The organism is Streptomyces harbinensis (assembly GCF_900116145.1).
GTDB classification, from domain to species: Bacteria; Actinomycetota; Actinomycetes; order Streptomycetales; family Streptomycetaceae; genus Streptomyces; species Streptomyces carpaticus.
On the sequence record NZ_FPAB01000001.1, the window covers coordinates 915,709 to 932,230 of the forward strand.

Below are 16,522 nucleotides of genomic sequence, written 5' to 3' on the forward strand. Positions count from 1 at the left end.
CGCGCCCCGGCCGGTGGCACCCCGGGCCCGGGCAGCGGTTACACGGCCCCGAAGGCCGTCAGCGCGGTGCGGATCGCACCGGCCACCGCCGGCCAGCGGTCGTTGAGGTAGAAGTGCCCACCGGGGAAGGTCCGCAGCTCGAAGGCGCCCGAGGTGTGCTGTTCCCAGCCCTTCACGTCCGCCACCGGGGCTTTGGGGTCCTCCGCGCCGACCAGCGCGGTGACCGGGACCGTGAGTTCGGGTCCCGGCCGGTGCCGGTAGGTCTCGATCGCGTGGTAGTCGGCCCGCAGCGCCGGAAGGATCATCTCCCGCATCTCCGGGTCGTCCAGCACCACGGAGGAGGTACCGCTCAGCGCGCGCAGCTCGGCGATCAGCGCGTCGTCGCCGCCCCGGTGCACCGCGTCGGGCCAGGCGACGCCCGGGGCCCGGCGGCCGGAGACGATGAGTCCGATGGGCCCCGCGCCGGGTGCGGAGGTCATCCACCGCAGCACCTCGTAGGCGACGACGGCGCCCATGCTGTGGCCGAAGAGCACCAGCGGGCGGTCGCTCCACGCCGCCAGCTGGGGCCGGATCCGGTCCGCGAGCCCTTCGACGGTGTCGATGGCGGGCTCCCCGTAGCGGTCCTGCCGGCCCGGGTACTGCACGGCGAGCAGTTCGACGGCGTCCCCCAGCTCCGCCGCCAGCGGGAAGTAGGCGGTCGCCGCGCCGCCGGCGTGCGGGAAGCACAGCAGCCGGGCGGCGGGGTCGGCCGGCGGCGGTCCGACATGTCGTATCCACAGGTCAGCGCGGTGGTGGGTCGGTGCCATGACGGGTCTTCTCACTCCTGTTCGCTGGACGGCGACCGCCCGGGATCGGCGCGGGCCCGGCCCGGCCCGGCGGTGTGGATCTCCATCATCACCCGCCGGACGCCCAGGGGTTGGGCAAACGCGGAAACGCGGGAAACACCGCAGGGCTCCCCCGGCGTACCGGGAGAGCCCTGCGGTGCGGTGCGCGGGACGGCGCCCCGCGCGCGATCAGCCCTGGGTGGCCGGTGTGAACGGCTCCAGCTGCGCTGCCAGGTCCGGATGGACCCGGACGGTCAGGAGCGTGCCGTCACCGGTGTGCTCCTCGCTCAGCACCTCGCCCTCGGAGTGCACCCGGGAGACGAGCCCGCCCTGGGTGTACGGGACCAGCGCCGTCACCTCGACGTCCGGCCGCGGCAGTTCGTCGTCGATCCACGCCTGGAGCTGCTCGATGCCCAGCCCGCTGTGCGCCGACACGGCGATCGCCCGCCGCTCCGCGCGCAGCAGCCGCTGCACCGTCAGCTCGTCGGCGGCGTCGGCCTTGTTGATCACCACGATCTCCGGCACCTGGGAGGCGCCGACCTCGCGGATGACCTCGCGCACCGCGGCCAGCTGCTCCTCGGGCGCGGGGTGCGAGCCGTCCACCACGTGCAGGATCAGATCGGCCTCGCCGACCTCCTCCATCGTGGACCGGAACGCCTCCACCAGGTGGTGCGGCAGATGCCGCACGAACCCCACGGTGTCCGCCAGGGTGTACAGCCGCCCGCTGGGGGTCTCGGCCCGCCGGACGGTCGGATCCAGGGTGGCGAACAGGGCGTTCTCCACCAGGACCCCGGCGCCGGTGAGCCGGTTGAGCAGCGAGGACTTGCCGGCGTTGGTGTATCCGGCGATGGCGACCGACGGCACGTGGTGCCGGCGCCGCTCCTCGCGCTTGACCTCCCGGCCGGTCTTCATGTCCGCGATCTCCCGGCGCATCTTCGCCATCTTCTCGCGAATCCGCCGCCGGTCGGTCTCGATCTTGGTCTCACCGGGACCACGGGTGGCCATGCCGCCACCGCCGCCGCCACCCATCTGCCGGGACAGCGACTGGCCCCAGCCGCGCAGCCTCGGCAGCATGTACTGCATCTGGGCGAGCGAGACCTGCGCCTTGCCCTCACGGGACTTGGCGTGCTGGGCGAAGATGTCCAGGATCAGGGCGGTGCGGTCCACCACCTTGACCTTGACCACGTCCTCCAGCTTGATCAGCTGTCCGGGGCTCAGCTCACCGTCGCACACCACCGTGTCGGCGCCGGTCTCCAGCACCAGGTCACGCAGCTCCTGTGCCTTGCCGGAGCCGATGTACGTGGCGGGGTCGGGCTTGGTACGGCGCTGGGTGACCCCTTCGAGCACCAGCGCTCCCGCCGTCTCGGCCAGGGCGGCGAGCTCGGCGAGGGAGTTGTCTGCGTCCTGAGCGGTGCCCGAGGTCCACACGCCCACCAGCACCACACGCTCCAGGCGCAGCTGGCGGTACTCGACCTCGGTGACGTCCTCCAGCTCGGTGGAGAGCCCGGCCACCCGGCGCAGCGCGGCGCGCTCGTCGCGCTCGTACTGTTCGCCGTCCCGCTCTTCGTCGAACGTGCTCCAGTCCGCGTCCTCATCCATCAGGGCGTCGGCCCGGCGGCTCGCGGCGGGGCGTGATTGTTCCTGAGGAAGGGATGAAAACGTCAATGCGATCCTTAGTCGTCGGCGGAGCGGCTGCGACGGCAGCCGTCTGTGATGTCCACAACGCCCGGGAGCGGCGGAAGATTCCCCCGCTGTCCGGTGCGCTCTCCATGGTGGCACGCGGGAACCGGGGCGTCACCCGGGTTTGCGGCCGGCTCACCCCCGCGGCCGGGCCGCCCGGGACACGTCGTAGACCCCGGGGACCGAGCGCATGGCCCGCATCAGGGCGGGCAGCCCGGAGGCATCGGGCAGTCGCAGCGTGTAGGTGTGGCGCACCCGCTGCTGCCGGGGCGGCTCCACCTCGGCCTGGAGGACGGCCGCGCCCTGGGCGGCCAGCGCCTCGGTGAGGTCGGCGAGGAGATGCGGGCGGCCCAGCGACTCGGCGTACAGGGTGACCCGGCAGCCGATGGAGGGCGAGCGCCAGCCGACCTCCAGGGCGTGGCGGCCGGCGGCGGTCATCCGGCCGGCGACCGGACAGCTCTCGCGGTGCACGGTGACCGCGCCGCCGCGCACCAGGAAGCCGCACACCCGGTCCGGCGGCACCGGCGTGCAGCAGCGGGCCAGCCGCACCGGGGCGCCGGGCGCCTCGCCGACCAGCGCGACGGGCTCGGCGGCCGGCTCGGTACGGGCGGGGGCCGGGGTGTGCGGGGCGGCGGCCACGGGGGCCGGGGCGGCGGCGCGCTCGGCGGGGTGGGCCTGCTCCTCCAGCCGGCGCCGGATCGGGATCCGGGCGGCGGGGGTGGTGGCGTACTCCAGCCACTCCGGGGCGGGCCCGGCGGACGGGCCCGGGTCGGGGTCCAGCAGCAGCCGTACGGTGTCCCCGTCGCGCAGCACGGTGCGCAGCGTGGCGAGCCGGCCGTTGACGCGGGCGCCGATGCAGGTGTGGGCGAGCCGGCCGTGCCGGGCGTAGGCGGCGTCGACGCAGGTGGCGCCGGCGGGCAGTTGCAGCGGGCCCTCGTCGTCGGCCTCGGCGAAGACGGTGATCTCCCGGTCCTCGGCGAGTTCGGCGCGCAGCGCGGTCCAGAAGGTGTCGGGGTCGGGCTCCTGGCGCTGCCAGTCCAGCAGCCGGGAGAGCCAGCCGGGGCGGCCGGGCTCGCCGCCCGCCGCCGGCTCCGCCGTCTGCGGGTTCTCCGGCGCGGTGGCGCGGTGCGGATCGCCGAGGGCGATCACCCCGGCCTCGGCGACGCGGTGCATGGCGTGGGTGCGCACCAGGGCCTCGGCGACCAGCCCGTCGCGGTCGGCGAAGGCGGTGTGCAGGGAGCGGTAGAGGTTGAACTTGGGGGCCGCGATGAAGTCCTTGAACTCGGAGACCACCGGGGTGAAGCAGGTGTGCAGCTCGCCGAGCACGCCGTAGCAGTCGGCGTCCTCCGCGACCAGGATCAGCAGCCGTCCGAAGCCACCGGGGCCGAGGCCGCCGCGTTTGAGCAGGGCCCGGTGGAGCGAGAGGACGTGCCGGGGGCGGATGAGGACCTCGGCGGCGATGCCCGCCTCCCGCAGGATGAGGCGTACCCGCTCGGCGACCTTCTCCAGCGGCTCCGGGCCGGCCTGGTGGGCGCGCAGCAGTTCCAGGGCGCGGGCGTGCTCGGCGGGCTGGAGGATGGCGAAGACCAGGTCCTCCAGCTCGGTCTTGAGCGCCTGGACGCCGAGGCGCTCGGCCAGCGGGATCAGCACCTCGTCGGTGACGCGGGCGATGCGGGCCTGCTTCTCGGGGCGCATCACGCCCAGGGTGCGCATGTTGTGCAGCCGGTCGGCGAGCTTGATCGACATCACCCGGACGTCGGTGCCGGTGGCCACCAGCATCTTGCGGAAGGTCTCGGGCTCGGCGGCGGCGCCGTACTCCACCTTCTCCAGCTTGGTGACGCCGTCCACCAGCAGTTCCACCTCGGCGCCGAAGCCGGCGCGCACCTGGTCGAGTGTCACCTCGGTGTCCTCGACCGTGTCGTGCAGCAGCGAGGCGGTCAAGGTGGTGGTCTCGGCGCCGAGTTCGGCGAGGATGAGGGTGACGGCGAGCGGATGGGTGATGTAGGGCTCGCCGCTCTTGCGCAGCTGACCGCGGTGGGCGGACTCGGCGAGGAGATAGGCGCGGCGCAGGGCGTCGAGGTCGGCGCCGGGGTGGTGACGGCGGTGGACCTGGGCGATGTGCTCGATGGCGTCGGGCAGCCGGTGGCGGGGGGCCGCGGGGCCGAACACGGCGGCGCGGCCGAGCCGGCGCAGTCTCAGCACGTCGATCCGGTGCCCGCGCCGCGCACGGGCGGCCTTGCTGGGTCCGATCGCCTCTGCACTCAAGGGGCACCTCCCGGCTGTGTCACCGGGCCGCGTCGCTCCCGTGACAATCTCCGCAGCGGCGCCGGTGCTTGATGGTACCGAGCTGATCACCCCGGCCCGTCCGCCGGTCGCCCCTTCCCGCCCGGATCACCCGTTCGAGCGACGAATGTCCCGGCCAGTCTGTCCGAAAGCCAGCCCTGGAGGGGGAGTTGACCGGCTGTCGGGCCGCCGTCGTGTGATCCGGGTCACCGGTGGGACAGCCGGGGCGGAGGACGGTGCCCGGGGCCCGTGACCGGCCCCGCGCGCCCGCGGGTGCGCACCGGATCGCGGGACGGATCCCGCGCCGGGCCTCAGGGCAGGGTCACCGTGCCCTCGGCCACGATCTCCGCCGGACCCGTCATGGTGATGTCGCCGTCCGGGTGCTCGGTGATGTGCAGGGTGCCGCCGGGCACGTCCACGGTGTACGCGGCGGGCTCGCCGTCCGCCACCGGGTTCCGGCCGTCGCGGCGGGCGGCGGCCACCATCACCGCGCAGGCGCCCGTCCCGCACGAGCGGGTCTCGCCGGAACCGCGCTCGTGCACCCGCAGGGCGACGTGCCGCGGGCCCCGGTCCACCACGAACTCCACGTTCGTCCCGTGCGGGTACACCTCGGCCGGCCGCACCTCGGGCGGGCTCAGCAGCGGGCCCGCGTCCGCCAGCGCCGTCACGAACGCCACCGCGTGCGGATTGCCCATGTCCACGTGGCGGGCGGGCCAGGAACGCTCCCCGATCCGCACCGTCACCGAGTCGCCGTCGCCGCCGGGCAGCCGGGCGGGTCCCATGGAGACCGTCAGCGGCCCGTCCCCGGCGACCCGGACCCGCCGTACCCCGGCCCGGGTGGCCACCGGCACCTCGCCGTCCTTGACCAGGCCGGCCCGCTGGAGGTAGCGCACGAACACCCGGACTCCGTTGCCGCACATCTCCGCGATGCTGCCGTCCGCGTTGCGGTAGTCCATGAACCACTCGGCCTCGTCCGCCAGCGCCCGCGCCTCGGGGTGCGCCGCCGTGCGCACCACCCGCAGCAGGCCGTCCGCGCCGATCCCGGCGCGCCGGTCGCACAACCGCGCGACGTCCGCGGCGGACAGCTCCAGCCGCCCGTCCGGGTCGGGAATGATCACGAAATCGTTCTCCGTGCCGTGGCCCTTGAGGAACGGTACGGACTGCCGTGCGGTGCTCATCTGCCCGATCGTATCCGGCGGGCGCGGCCCCCGCCGTCCGGCGCGGTCCCGCTCAGCGCAGCAGCGCGACGCGGCTGACGGCGAGCGCCGCGAGCAGGGCGATGCCCAGCCCGTACAGGGTGATCAGCCGCCAGTCGGGGCGGCGTCCCGAGCCCCGGGGCGGCAGCCCCGGCAGGGTGTAGCCCACCCGCAGGGCGGCCATCATGCCCAGTCCTGCCGCGCTGCATCCGATGAGCAGCCCGGTCATCGCGACGACGGCGCCGCCGTCGTCGAAGGTGAAGGCCAGCGGGAAGGCGAACATGAGCGAGCCGAGCAGGCCGAGCAGCACGATCGGCACGATGTGCAGGACGCGCAGCCGCCGCGGCGGGCGCAGTTCGCCGTACGACTCGGCGCGCTCCCCGCTCTCCTCGGGGGCGTCCTCACCCGCCGGCGCGCCGGGTTCGGGCAGCCGTGCTGCGGGGAGCTCGCCCCGGTGCTGCCGGGGGATGTCTCCGGTGGTTCCGTCTGTTTCGCGAGGGCCGGCCTCCATCGCCACGTGCCCTCCCTAGCGATCGGTCTTCACGGCTGCGGCATCGCTCGATGATGGCACGGCGGGGCGCCGGGACCGGCCCCGGGGAGCGTCCCGATGCCATCACGTGATCAGGATGTGACCGTCCGTTCGAGCAGCTCCCAGGCCCGGTCCGCCAGGGGCGCGCCACCGGCGTCCGGGGCGCCGTCGAGCCAGTGCACGCGGGCGTCGCGCCGGAACCAGGTCTCCTGCCGCCGCGCGAAGCGCCGGGTGGCACGCACCGTCTCGGCCCGCGCCTCCTCCTCGGTGCACTCCCCGGCCAGCGCCGCCAGCACCTGCTGGTAGCCCAGCGCGCGCGAGGCCGTCCGCCCCTCCCGCAGCCCGGCGGGCTCCAGGCCGCGCACCTCCTCGACCAGGCCGGCGGCCCACATCCGGTCCACCCGGGCGGCGATCCGCGCGTCCAGCGCCGGCCGGTCGGTGGCGATGCCGATCTGGAGCGCCCGGTAGTGCCCGGCGTCCTCGCCCGACGCCGGCAGGTTCGCGGTGAACGGCCGGCCGGTGATCTCGATGACCTCCAGGGCCCGTACGATGCGCCGCCCGTTGCCGGGCAGGATCGCGGCGGCGGCGGCCGGGTCGGCGGCGGTGAGCCGGGCGTGCAGCGGGCCGCTGCCCACCGCCTCCAGCTCGGCCTCGAGCCGGGCCCGTACCGCCGGATCGGTGCCGGGGAACTCCAGCCTGTCCAGCACGCCGCGCACATAGAGGCCGGACCCGCCGACCAGCACCGGGGTGCGGCCGGCCGCGAGCAGCCGGTCGATCTCCGCCCTGGCCAGCCGCTGGTACTCGGCGACGCTGGCGGTGACGGTGACGTCCCAGACGTCGAGCAGTCGGTGCGGCACGCCCGCGCGCTCGGCCTCGGTCAGCTTGGCGGTGCCGATGTCCATGCCCCGGTAGAGCTGCATGGAGTCGGCGTTGATCACCTCGCCGCCCAGCCGGCGGGCGAGGGCGGTGCCCAGGTCGGACTTGCCGGCGGCGGTGGGGCCGACGACGGCGATGACCTGCGGGGTCGGTGCTGCGGTGTTCATCCGGTGCAGTCTCGCAGACCGGCGGGCGCCACCACGAACGAGCGACGTGACGGGAGGCGCCCGGGGTCGTTTCCACCTCGGGGGACGGCAGGGACACACAAGGATCAGGAGCAGCTCATGGGTGTGGTCAGCAAGGTCTTCGGCCGGTTCCGGCGCCGGGCGGACGGGACGGAGCGCGCGCCGGAGTCCGCGCCCGGCGCGCAGGACGGTGCCGCGCCCGACACGGAGCAGGGCGCACCGTCCGGGGAGAGCGGGCAGACCACGGCGGCGGCGCCGGAAACCGTCGACATCCCGAAGCAGACGGCGGCCGGTGAAGCGGCGGATAATGAGACCGACGAGGGCGCTCGTCAGCAGCAGTAGGCCGTTGGCAGCACGTGAGAAAGCAGGTGGCCGGGATGGGCTTCATGGACAGGCTCAATGTCGACAAGCTGAAGCAGACGCTCAGCCAGCACCGTGACAAGGTCGAGGTCGGCCTGGACAAGGCCGCCGACGCGGCGAACTCCCTGACCAAGGGCAAGTACACCGACCGCATCGAGGACGGCGCGGACAAGGCCAAGGACGCGCTCGGCAAGTTCGCCGACGACGAGGACGGCAAGGACGGCGGCAAGCCCGCGAAGAGCGGTTCCTGACAGACCTCCCGCACACAGCGGAGCCGGCCGCGACGGGGCGCACCCCTCGCGGCCGGCTCCGTCGTTTCCGCGGGTTCAGGACCAGGCGGCGACGCAGTAGCCCACGCCGTACGGGGCGTCGTCGTAGAGCAGGGCGCCGGCCAGGTCCGCGCCCCGGGCCGCCCCGGCGAGCAGCTGCCAGCCGGAGCGGCCCGCCACGCGCAGTTCGCGGGCCAGGCCGGCGTCGAGGCCGGCCAGCGCGTCGAGGTCGGCGCGGCCGAGCGCGGCGGCGGCGTCCGCGTCGAAGGCGGCGGCGCGCTCGTCGAAGGCGCCGGGCGCCTTGGGGGTGCGGCAGGCGCTGCCGTCGCCCATGATCAGCAGCGCGAGGCGGTCGGTGTCCCGGGCCAGCTCGGCGCCGGTGGCGGCGCAGTGCGGCGGCTCCAGCAGTTCGCCGATGCCGAGCCCTTCGACGGGCGCCGCGTCCCAGCGGTGCTCCGCCAGCAGCCAGGCCCCCACCGCCAGTGAGGGCGGCAGGGCGCGGCCGTCGTGTCCGGGATGAGCGGCGCGCCCGAGGCGTACCGCGAGGTCCACCCCGAACCCGTGGAACGAGCCGGGCGAGCCCTCCGGGTACGCCCCGCGGGCCTCGGGGAGCGCGGGGCCGACCACCACCAGCCGTCCGGGGCGCGCGGCGGCGAGCACCGCGAGCGCGTCGGCGCAGGCGGCGCGCGCGGTGTCCAGTTCCGCGGCGGCACCTCCCGCCACCTCGGGAACCAGCAGCGGGGGGCAGGGGCACACGGCGGCGGCGACAAGCATGCTGATCAGCGTAGTGGCGCGGGTCAGCGCTTACCCGAGTCCCACACCAGTTCCCGGACCACGAACCGGGCCGGGTACGCGGCCCCGCTGGTACCCGTGTTGAGAGCCGGGAAGCCGCTCTCCTCCCGGTGGATCCGCTGATGCCGCACCGTGCGGGGAAGAGCCGGCCGGTGGCGGTGCACCAGCGGCTGCGGGGCCTGGACCGCGCCGGCATGCGCTCCGTAGTGCTCGCCGAGGAGCCGCGCCCCCCACCAGCGGGTCTTGCCGCGCCGCAGGTTCTCCTCGACGATCAGGCCCCACCAGCGCGACCGCTCTCCCTTGTGCAGGTCAACAGACACTGCATCCGCCGCCACCCGGCTGGGCGGCCGGCGCGGGGGCCGGGGCGCCGACGGTCGGCAGGCCGAGCAGCACGCCCTTCGGCTCGGCGGGGGCGGCGTTGCGCAGTTCCCAGGCCTCCCCGGCGCGGGTGCGCCGCACGGCGCTCGGCGGGGCCTCGGCCAGCAGGTGGTGCGGGGCGGCGTAGCTGATCTCCACGGTGACCATGTCCCCGGGGCGGACCGGCTCGGCGGGGCGGGCGAAGTGCACCAGCCGGTTGTCGGGGGCCCGCCCGGACAGCCGGCGGGTCGCGTCGTCCTTGCGGCCCTCGCCCTCGGCCACCAGCACCTCGACGGTGCGGCCGACCTGGCGCTTGTTCTCGGACCAGGAGATCTCCTCCTGGAGGGCGACCAGCCGCTCGTACCGTTCCTGGACGACCTCCTTGGGCACCTGCCCCTCCATCTCGGCGGCCGGGGTGCCGGGTCGCTTGGAGTACTGGAAGGTGAACGCCTGCGCGAAGCGCGCCTCGCGCACCACGTGCAGGGTCTCCTGGAAGTCCTCCTCCGTCTCCCCGGGGAAGCCGACGATGATGTCGGTGGAGATGGCGGCGTCCGGCATGGCGGCGCGCACCTTCTCGATGATGCCGAGGTAGCGCTCCTGCCGGTAGGAGCGGCGCATCGCCTTGAGCACCCGGGAGGAGCCGGACTGCAGCGGCATGTGCAGCTGCGGCATGACGTTCTCCGTCTCGGCCATGGCCTCGATCACGTCGTCCGTGAAGTCGCGCGGGTGCGGCGAGGTGAACCGCACCCGCTCCAGGCCCTCGATCCGGCCGCAGGCCCGCAGCAGCTTGGAGAACGCCTGGCGGTCGCCCATGTCGGAGCCGTAGGCGTTGACGTTCTGCCCGAGGAGGGTGATCTCCAGGACGCCCTCGGCGACCAGGGCCTCGACCTCCGCGAGCACGTCCCCGGGGCGGCGGTCCTTCTCCTTGCCGCGCAGCGCCGGGACGATGCAGAAGGTGCAGGTGTTGTTGCAGCCGACGGAGACCGAAACCCAGGCCGCGTACGGGCTCTCGCGCCGGGTGGGCAGCGTGGAGGGGAACGCCTCCAGCGATTCGGCGATCTCCACCTGCGCCTCGCGCTGGACGCGGGCCCGCTCCAGCAGCACCGGCAGCTTGCCGACGTTGTGGGTGCCGAAGACGACGTCGACCCACGGCGCGCGGCGGGTGATGGTGTCCCGGTCCTTCTGGGCCAGGCAGCCGCCGACCGCGATCTGCATGCCGGGCCTGGCGGCCTTCTTCGGGGCCAGCTGCCCGAGGTTGCCGTACAGCCGGTTGTCGGCGTTCTCCCGTACCGCGCAGGTGTTGAAGACGACGACGTCGGCGGTTTCGGCGTCCTTGCCCGCACGGACATAACCGGCCTGCTCCAGCAGGCCGGCCATGCGCTCGGAGTCGTGAACGTTCATCTGGCAGCCAAACGTTCTGACTTCGTACGTGCGCGTGACTTCCGGCATGCGAGTGCTCAATCCATGAAGATCCGGGACCTGATACAGCGGATCTCCCAGTTTACGTGCCCCCGCCGGCGGCCCGGCCTTGCCTCCGGGGGCGGGCAGCGACCAGGATTCCGGCATGCCCTCCCTGCGCGTCCCCGCCCCGCTGCGCCGCCGCCCGGTGCCGGTCCTGCTCGCCGTCGCCGTCGCCCTCGTCCTGCTGGGCGTGGTGCTGTGGGCCCCGGCCACCCGGGGCCAGGAGCGGCTGACCGGCAGCGTCACGCTGAGCACCGGGGTGCCGAGCGGGGTGTACGCGCGCTACGGGCCGCTCCTCCAGACGCAGCTGGCGCGGGACGCCCCGGATCTGGACATCACGCTGCGCGGCAGCGCCGGTTCGGTGGAGAACATCGAGCGGCTGATCTCCGGCGAGGCGGACTTCGCCATCGCGACGGCCGACTCGCTGGCCTCGTACCAGGCGGCGGGCGGCAAGGACGCGGACCGGCTGCTGGCGTGTGCCCGGCTGTACGACGACTACATGCAGCTGGTCGTCCGGGCGGACTCGCCGGTGCAGCGGGCCGCCGACCTGGCGGGGCTGCGGGTCGGGGTGGGGCAGGACCAGTCCGGGGTGCAGCTGGTGACGCGGGAGCTGCTGGAGGCGGCCGGGCTGGACATGGACCGGGACATCACGGCGGTGCGGCAGGGCATCAACACCACGCCGACGATGCTGGAGGCCGGCCGGATCGACGCGTTCTTCTGGTCGGGCGGGCTGCCGACCTCGGCCGTGGAGCAGTTGTCCGCGCACACCGGGATCCGGCTGGTGCCGCTGGGGGATCTGGTACCGGCGCTGCGCAGCGAGGGCGGCTCGTACCGCGACTACTACCGGGCGGCGGTGCTGCCGCCGGACGCGTACCCGGACGTGGCGGGCAGCCAGGTGATCGACACGGTGGCGGTGGCGAATCTGCTGGTGACCACGGACCGGGTGGACGCGGCGGTGGCGGAGCAGATCACCCGTTCGGTGATCAACGGCCGGGACCGGATCGGTTCGCAGGTGCACGCGGCGCAGCGGGTCGATCTGCGGACCGCGATCTACACCCAGCCGCTGCCGTTGCATCCGGGGGCGCGGGAGTACTACCGGTCGGTCAAGTCCTGAGCCGGCGGCCGGGAGCACGGCGCGCAGGGCCGGGCCACGGCCCTCTCGTGCGGGCGGCGGAAGTGATCTAGCCTCGACGGGCGTGTAGTCCCCGGTTCGACGCCGAGCCTTCGGAGCCGCCATGCATGACGACCGCCGCATTGTCGAGGACCGGCTGCGGCGCGTTCTCGACGAACGCGTCCGGCCCGCCGTCCACCGCGATCACGTGCCGCTGACCGTGGAGCGCTGGGACGCGCCGGGCGAGCCGGTGCCGGTCGCCGAGGCGCTGGCCGCGCCGTACGCGCCGTGTGCCGGGGCCGGGGAGCGCTGGGGGCCGGCGTGGGGCACCACCTGGTTCAAGGTGACCGGCACCGTACCGGCCGGCTGGGCGGGCCGCACGGTGGAGGCGGTGCTGGACCTGGGCTTCGACCGGGGGATGCCGGGCTTCCAGTGCGAGGGGCTGGTGCACCACCCGGACGGCACGGTCGTCAAGGGCCTGAACCCGGACAACTCCTGGGTGCGGCTGGCGGACAGGGCGGCCGGGGGCGAGGAGGTGGTGCTGTTCGTGGAAGCGGCGGCCAATCCGATCCTCAACGATCCGCGCCCCACCCGCCAGGGCGATGTCCGCACCGCGAGCGACGAGCCGCTGTACCGGCTGGCCGCGATGGACCTGGCCGTGTTCGAACCGCAGGTGTTCGAGCTGGTGGCCGATCTGGAGGTGCTCGGCGGGCTGATGACGCAGCTGCCGGTGGAGGACGCCCGCCGCTGGGAGCTGCTGCGCACCATCGAGACGGCGCTGGACGTGCTGGACCTGGACGACATCCCGGGCAGCGCGGGCGCCGCCCGCACCCGCCTCGCGCCGGCGCTCGCCGCGCCCGCGCACGCCTCGGCGCACCGGCTGAGCGCGGTGGGCCACGCGCACATCGACTCGGCGTGGCTGTGGCCGCTGCGCGAGACGGTGCGGAAGGTGGCCCGTACCACCGCCAATGTGGTGGCGCTGATGGACGAGCACCCCGAGTTCGTCTTCGCGATGTCGCAGGCCCAGCAGCTGGCCTGGCTCAAGGAGCACCGCCCGCAGCTGTACGCGCGGGTGAAGGAGAAGATCGCGGCGGGCCGGTTCGTGCCGGTGGGCGGCATGTGGGTGGAGTCGGACACCAACATGGTGGGCGGCGAGGCCATGGCCCGGCAGTTCCTGTACGGGAAGCGGTTCTTCCTGGAGGAGTTCGGGATCGAGACGGACGGGGTGTGGCTGCCCGACTCGTTCGGCTACACGGCGGCGATGCCGCAGTTGGTGAAGCTGTCGGGCTCACGGTGGTTCCTGACCCAGAAGATCTCCTGGAGCCAGACCAACGCGTTCCCGCACCACACCTTCTGGTGGGAGGGCATCGACGGCACCCGGATCTTCACGCACTTCCCGCCGATCGACACCTACAACGCGGACCTGGGCGGGGCGCAGCTGGCGCACGCCGCGCGCAACTACCGGGAGAAGGGCCGCGGCTCCCGCTCGCTCGCCCCGTTCGGGCACGGGGACGGCGGTGGCGGCCCGACCCGGCAGATGCTGGCCCGGGCCCGCCGGCTGGCCGATCTGGAGGGCTCGCCGCGGGTACGGATCGAGGAGCCGGCCGCGTTCTTCGACGCGGCGCGGGCCGAGTACCCGGACGCCCCGGTGTGGGTCGGCGAGCTGTACCTGGAGCTGCACCGGGGAACGTACACCTCGCAGGCGAAGACCAAGCAGGGCAACCGGCACTCCGAGTCGCTGCTGCGCGAGGCGGAGCTGTGGGCGGCGACGGCGGCGCTGCGGGTGCCGGGGTACGGCTATCCGTACGCGGATCTTGAGCGGCTGTGGAAGACGGTGCTGCTGCACCAGTTCCACGACATCCTGCCGGGCTCCTCGATCGCCTGGGTGCACCGGGAGGCGCGTGCGACGTACGCGCGGGTGCACGCGGAACTGGCGGCGATCACCGCCGCCGCACAGCGCGCGCTGGCCGGGGACGTCCCACCCGGGGGTACGGGCACGGTCGTCTTCAACGCCGCGCCGCACGCCCGGGACGGCATCCCGGCCGGCGGCGCCGGGCCGCGCCCGCCGCGCACCGCCGCGCCGGTCACCGTGGCGGAACGGCCGGGCGGCGGGTTCGTGCTGGACAATGGCGTACTGCGGGTCGGCATCGACCACCGCGGCCTGCTGGTCTCGGTGCGCGACCCGGACGGGCGCGAGGCCGTCGCCCCCGGCCGGGCCGCCAATCTGCTCCAGCTGCACCCGGATCTGCCCAACCACTGGGACGCCTGGGACGTGGACGCCTTCTACCGGCACAACACCACCGATCTGACCGGCGTCGAGGAGCTGGAGCTGGCCGAGGCGGACGAGGAGGCGGCCACCGTGCGGGTGAGCCGCGCCTTCGGGGCCGGTTCGGCGGTGCGGCAGCGGCTGACGCTGCGGGCCGGTGCCGCCCGGGTGGAGGTGGACACCGAGATCGACTGGCGGGAGAGCGAGAAGATCCTCAAGGCCGCCTTCCCGCTGGATGTGAAGGCCGACCACTCGGCGGCGGAGACGCAGTTCGGGCACGTGTTCCGGCCCACCCACACCAACACCTCGTGGGAGGCGGCGAAGTTCGAGATCTGCGCGCACCGCTGGCTGCACGTGGGCGAGCCCGGCTGGGGCGCGGCCCTGCTCAACGACTCCACCTACGGCCACGACGTCACCCGCGAGGTACGGGCGGACGGCGGGCAGACCACGACGGTACGGCTGTCGCTGCTGCGCGCCCCGCGCTACCCCGATCCGGAGACCGACCAGGGCATCCACCGGCTGCGATACGCGCTGCTGCCCGGCGCGACGCGGGCGGACGCGGTACGGGAGGGCCACGCGCTGAATCTGCCCGAGCGCGCGGTGCCGGGCTCGGCCACCGTCCCGCCGCTGGTGTCCGTGACGCCCGGGACGGCGATCGTGGTGGAGGCGGTGAAGCTGGCCGAGGACCGTAGCGGCGACGTGGTGGTGCGGCTGTACGAGTCGGACGGCGGCCGGGCGGCGGGCCGGCTGGTGCCGGGCTTCGCGCTGGCGTCGGCCACGGCCACCGATCTGCTGGAGCGCCCGCTGACCGACGCGCCCGGCTATCCGGTGGGCGAGGACGGCGGGGTGGCGGTGTCGCTGCGGCCGTTCGAGATCCTCACCCTGCGGCTGGTGCCGGTCTCCGCTTCCTGAGGCTCGGGGGCGTGCCGGGGGACGGAGATCAGCACGCGCAGCCCGTGCGGCTCGTTGTGGGCGTAGCGGATGGTGGCGCCGCCCGCGGCCAGCAGCGTGTGCACGATGGACAGCCCGAGCCCGGAGCCGGAGACGTTCTGGTGCCGGCCGGCCCGCCAGAACCGGTCGCCGATCCGTTCCAGCTCCTCGTCGTCCAGACCCCGCCCGGTGTCGGCGGTCTCGATGGCGACCCGGTCCCCGTCGGGGGTGACGGTGACGGTGACCTCGCCGCCGAAGGGCGTGAACTTCAGGGCGTTGTCGATCACCGCGTCCAGCGCGCTGGACAGTGCCACCGGGTCCGCCCAGCCGGTGACCGCCCCGGCGCCGTCCTGCCGCAGCACCACGCCGCCGCGGCCTGCCACCGGCCGCCAGGAGCCGATCCGCTCGGCGACCAGGGCGGCCACGTCGGTGACCCGCAGGTCGGCGGCGTGGTGCTCGGCGAGCGCCAGGTCCAGCAGGTCGTCCAGCACCCGTGCCAGCCGCTTGCCCTCGGCCTGGACGGAGGCGAACTCGGCGCTGCCCTCGGGCAGGTCGAGACCGAGCAGTTCGATGCGCAGCAACAGCGCGGCGAGCGGATTGCGCAACTGGTGGGAGGCGTCCGCGACGAAGGCACGCTGCTGTTCGAGGATGTCCTCGACGTGATCGGCCATCTCGTTGAAGGATCTCGCCAGCCGTTTGAGCTCGGGCGGTCCGCCGCCGGGCGCCACCCGCGCGGTCATCCGGCCGGTGGCGATCTCGTGGGTGGCCCGGTCCAGCACCCGGACGGGGCGCAGGATCCAGCCGGTCAGCTGGTACGCGGCGGCCACCGCCAGCAGCATGGCGGCGGCCAGGCCGTAGCCGATGGGCAGCCAGCCGGCCAGGATGCGGGAGCGCAGCGGCCCGGTCGGGGACTCGGTGACGACCACCGCGATCACGTCGCCGTCCCGGATGACCGGGGAGGCGACGACCAGGGTGCGGTCGCCGTCCCAGGGCCACACCTGCCCGGGGCCGCGGCTGCGGCGGCCGGCCAGAGCCTCGGCGAACGCATCCCCGTCGTCGCCGTCGGCGCGCGGCGCCGTCCAGCCGTCGGGCGCCACCGCCATCGGCTCCCCGTCGCGCTGGAAGACGCCGGCCTTGATCCCGTACACCTCGTGGTAGCGGCGCAGCTCGTCCTGGAGAGTGCCCAGCGGGTCGGCCGGCGCGGCGCGCCCCGGGACCGTGCTCTGGCCGGCGGCGAACTGGGCCAGCGAGGCGAACCGGGCGGTGTCGTCGATGCGGTCCACGACGACGCGTTGCTGCTCGGTGCTGGCCTGGCTGGTGGCGAGCGGTACGCCGAGGGCCAGCAGCACGGTGGCCAGCAGCACGGTGAGCAGCAGGAGCAGTCGGGAGCGCATGGTGGGGTG

Annotated in this window: 14 protein-coding genes; 4 read left to right on the top strand and 10 right to left on the bottom strand. The window is 74.4% G+C overall.

Going from position 1 to position 16,522, the window contains the following annotated elements; all coding sequences use genetic code 11:
* Positions 1–38: 38 nt before the first annotated feature.
* From BM385_RS04080 to miaA, 6 genes are all read right to left on the bottom strand, one after another.
* Positions 39–806, bottom strand: a complete 768-nt coding sequence (locus BM385_RS04080) for a thioesterase II family protein (RefSeq protein WP_093842194.1) — start codon at positions 804–806, stop codon at positions 39–41.
* Between the two features lie 207 nt (positions 807–1,013).
* A complete protein-coding gene (gene hflX / locus BM385_RS04085; RefSeq protein ID WP_019435104.1) occupies positions 1,014–2,423 on the bottom strand; it encodes a GTPase HflX in 1,410 nt (469 codons plus the stop codon).
* A 216-nt stretch (positions 2,424–2,639) separates the two neighbouring features.
* On the bottom strand, positions 2,640–4,769 hold the full coding sequence (locus tag BM385_RS04090; RefSeq protein ID WP_026047657.1) for a RelA/SpoT family protein: 2,130 nt from the start codon (positions 4,767–4,769) through the stop codon (positions 2,640–2,642).
* A 329-nt stretch (positions 4,770–5,098) separates the two neighbouring features.
* Positions 5,099–5,965, bottom strand: a complete 867-nt coding sequence (gene dapF / locus BM385_RS04095; protein ID WP_093842195.1) for a diaminopimelate epimerase — start codon at positions 5,963–5,965, stop codon at positions 5,099–5,101.
* A 52-nt stretch (positions 5,966–6,017) separates the two neighbouring features.
* Positions 6,018–6,494: a hypothetical protein gene (locus tag BM385_RS04100; protein ID WP_019435101.1), complete on the bottom strand. Its 477-nt coding sequence runs from the start codon at positions 6,492–6,494 to the stop codon at positions 6,018–6,020.
* Positions 6,495–6,604: 110 nt separating this feature from the next.
* A complete protein-coding gene (gene miaA / locus BM385_RS04105; protein WP_093842196.1) occupies positions 6,605–7,555 on the bottom strand; it encodes a tRNA (adenosine(37)-N6)-dimethylallyltransferase MiaA in 951 nt (316 codons plus the stop codon).
* A 117-nt stretch (positions 7,556–7,672) separates the two neighbouring features.
* Here miaA and BM385_RS04110 point away from each other — a divergent pair, with 117 nt between their 5' ends.
* On the top strand, positions 7,673–7,915 hold the full coding sequence (locus BM385_RS04110) for a hypothetical protein (protein ID WP_019435099.1): 243 nt from the start codon (positions 7,673–7,675) through the stop codon (positions 7,913–7,915).
* Positions 7,916–7,959: 44 nt separating this feature from the next.
* On the top strand, positions 7,960–8,184 hold the full coding sequence (locus tag BM385_RS04115; RefSeq protein ID WP_237751352.1) for an antitoxin: 225 nt from the start codon (positions 7,960–7,962) through the stop codon (positions 8,182–8,184).
* 75 nt (positions 8,185–8,259) lie between these two features.
* Here the strand turns inward: BM385_RS04115 and BM385_RS04120 are convergent, their stop codons facing one another.
* Genes BM385_RS04120 through miaB form a run of 3 tightly spaced genes read right to left on the bottom strand, consistent with a single transcriptional unit; the run spans position 8,260 to position 10,752 of the window.
* The gene (locus BM385_RS04120) at positions 8,260–8,976 is read right to left on the bottom strand and encodes a class III extradiol dioxygenase subunit B-like domain-containing protein (RefSeq protein ID WP_093842197.1); all 717 of its coding nucleotides are present in this window, start codon (positions 8,974–8,976) and stop codon (positions 8,260–8,262) included.
* A 23-nt stretch (positions 8,977–8,999) separates the two neighbouring features.
* The gene (locus BM385_RS04125) at positions 9,000–9,314 is read right to left on the bottom strand and encodes a hypothetical protein (protein WP_093842198.1); all 315 of its coding nucleotides are present in this window, start codon (positions 9,312–9,314) and stop codon (positions 9,000–9,002) included.
* On the bottom strand, positions 9,304–10,752 hold the full coding sequence (miaB, locus tag BM385_RS04130; protein WP_380979213.1) for a tRNA (N6-isopentenyl adenosine(37)-C2)-methylthiotransferase MiaB: 1,449 nt from the start codon (positions 10,750–10,752) through the stop codon (positions 9,304–9,306). Before miaB ends, BM385_RS04125 begins: the two co-directional genes overlap by 11 nt.
* A gap of 163 nt (positions 10,753–10,915) precedes the next feature.
* Here miaB and BM385_RS04135 point away from each other — a divergent pair, with 163 nt between their 5' ends.
* Together BM385_RS04135 and BM385_RS04140 are read left to right on the top strand one after the other, a co-directional pair.
* The gene (locus BM385_RS04135) at positions 10,916–11,926 is read left to right on the top strand and encodes a TAXI family TRAP transporter solute-binding subunit (protein ID WP_093842200.1); all 1,011 of its coding nucleotides are present in this window, start codon (positions 10,916–10,918) and stop codon (positions 11,924–11,926) included.
* Between the two features lie 121 nt (positions 11,927–12,047).
* Entirely contained in the window at positions 12,048–15,101 is a 3,054-nt protein-coding gene (locus tag BM385_RS04140) for an alpha-mannosidase (RefSeq protein WP_093842201.1), read from the top strand.
* Here BM385_RS04140 and BM385_RS04145 read toward each other — a convergent pair.
* Positions 15,011–16,513 carry a sensor histidine kinase gene (locus BM385_RS04145; RefSeq protein ID WP_093842202.1) on the bottom strand — a complete coding sequence of 501 codons (1,503 nt, stop codon included), beginning with the start codon at positions 16,511–16,513 and terminating at the stop codon, positions 15,011–15,013. The genes BM385_RS04140 and BM385_RS04145 overlap by 91 nt on opposite strands.
* Positions 16,514–16,522 lie beyond the last annotated feature (9 nt).

Excerpts from the sequence above, each read along its gene's own strand:
- BM385_RS04080 (WP_093842194.1), bottom strand. The coding sequence starts at position 806 with ATGGCACCGACCCACCACCGCGCTGACCTGTGGATACGACATGTCGGA.
- hflX (WP_019435104.1), bottom strand. The coding sequence starts at position 2,423 with ATGGATGAGGACGCGGACTGGAGCACGTTCGACGAAGAGCGGGACGGC.
- dapF (WP_093842195.1), bottom strand. The coding sequence starts at position 5,965 with ATGAGCACCGCACGGCAGTCCGTACCGTTCCTCAAGGGCCACGGCACG.
- BM385_RS04100 (WP_019435101.1), bottom strand. The coding sequence starts at position 6,494 with ATGGAGGCCGGCCCTCGCGAAACAGACGGAACCACCGGAGACATCCCC.
- miaA (WP_093842196.1), bottom strand. The coding sequence starts at position 7,555 with ATGAACACCGCAGCACCGACCCCGCAGGTCATCGCCGTCGTCGGCCCC.
- BM385_RS04110 (WP_019435099.1), top strand. The coding sequence starts at position 7,673 with ATGGGTGTGGTCAGCAAGGTCTTCGGCCGGTTCCGGCGCCGGGCGGAC.
- BM385_RS04115 (WP_237751352.1), top strand. The coding sequence starts at position 7,960 with ATGGACAGGCTCAATGTCGACAAGCTGAAGCAGACGCTCAGCCAGCAC.
- BM385_RS04120 (WP_093842197.1), bottom strand. The coding sequence starts at position 8,976 with ATGCTTGTCGCCGCCGCCGTGTGCCCCTGCCCCCCGCTGCTGGTTCCC.
- miaB (WP_380979213.1), bottom strand. The coding sequence starts at position 10,752 with ATGAACGTTCACGACTCCGAGCGCATGGCCGGCCTGCTGGAGCAGGCC.
- BM385_RS04135 (WP_093842200.1), top strand. The coding sequence starts at position 10,916 with ATGCCCTCCCTGCGCGTCCCCGCCCCGCTGCGCCGCCGCCCGGTGCCG.
- BM385_RS04140 (WP_093842201.1), top strand. The coding sequence starts at position 12,048 with ATGCATGACGACCGCCGCATTGTCGAGGACCGGCTGCGGCGCGTTCTC.
- BM385_RS04145 (WP_093842202.1), bottom strand. The coding sequence starts at position 16,513 with ATGCGCTCCCGACTGCTCCTGCTGCTCACCGTGCTGCTGGCCACCGTG.